We start from the raw sequence: 218 nt of genomic DNA, 5'->3' as shown, positions 1-218 counted from the left end.
AACGTGAACTCGATGGCGTCGAACCTGACGTCGCAGGTGCGCAACATCGCCTCGGTCACCACGGCCGTGGCGAAGGGTGACCTGTCGCAGAAGATCACCGTGGACGCCCGGGGCGAGATCCTGGAATTGAAGTCGACGGTGAACACGATGGTGGACCAGCTGTCGTCGTTCGCCGACGAGGTGACCCGCGTCGCGCGCGAGGTGGGCACGGAGGGCAA

Annotated in this window: 1 protein-coding gene; it reads left to right on the top strand. The window is 65.1% G+C overall.

The annotated features are described in order from the left end of the window. Positions 1-218 (top strand): HAMP domain-containing protein (locus ACSNN9_RS28825; protein ID WP_436676439.1); only part of this gene is annotated, 218 nt, incomplete at both ends.

Origin of the sequence: Micromonospora sp. URMC 107 (genome assembly GCF_051386315.1) — a bacterium.
Lineage (GTDB): Bacteria > Actinomycetota > Actinomycetes > Mycobacteriales > Micromonosporaceae > Micromonospora.
This window is presented reverse-complemented; position numbering and strand designations above follow the sequence as displayed.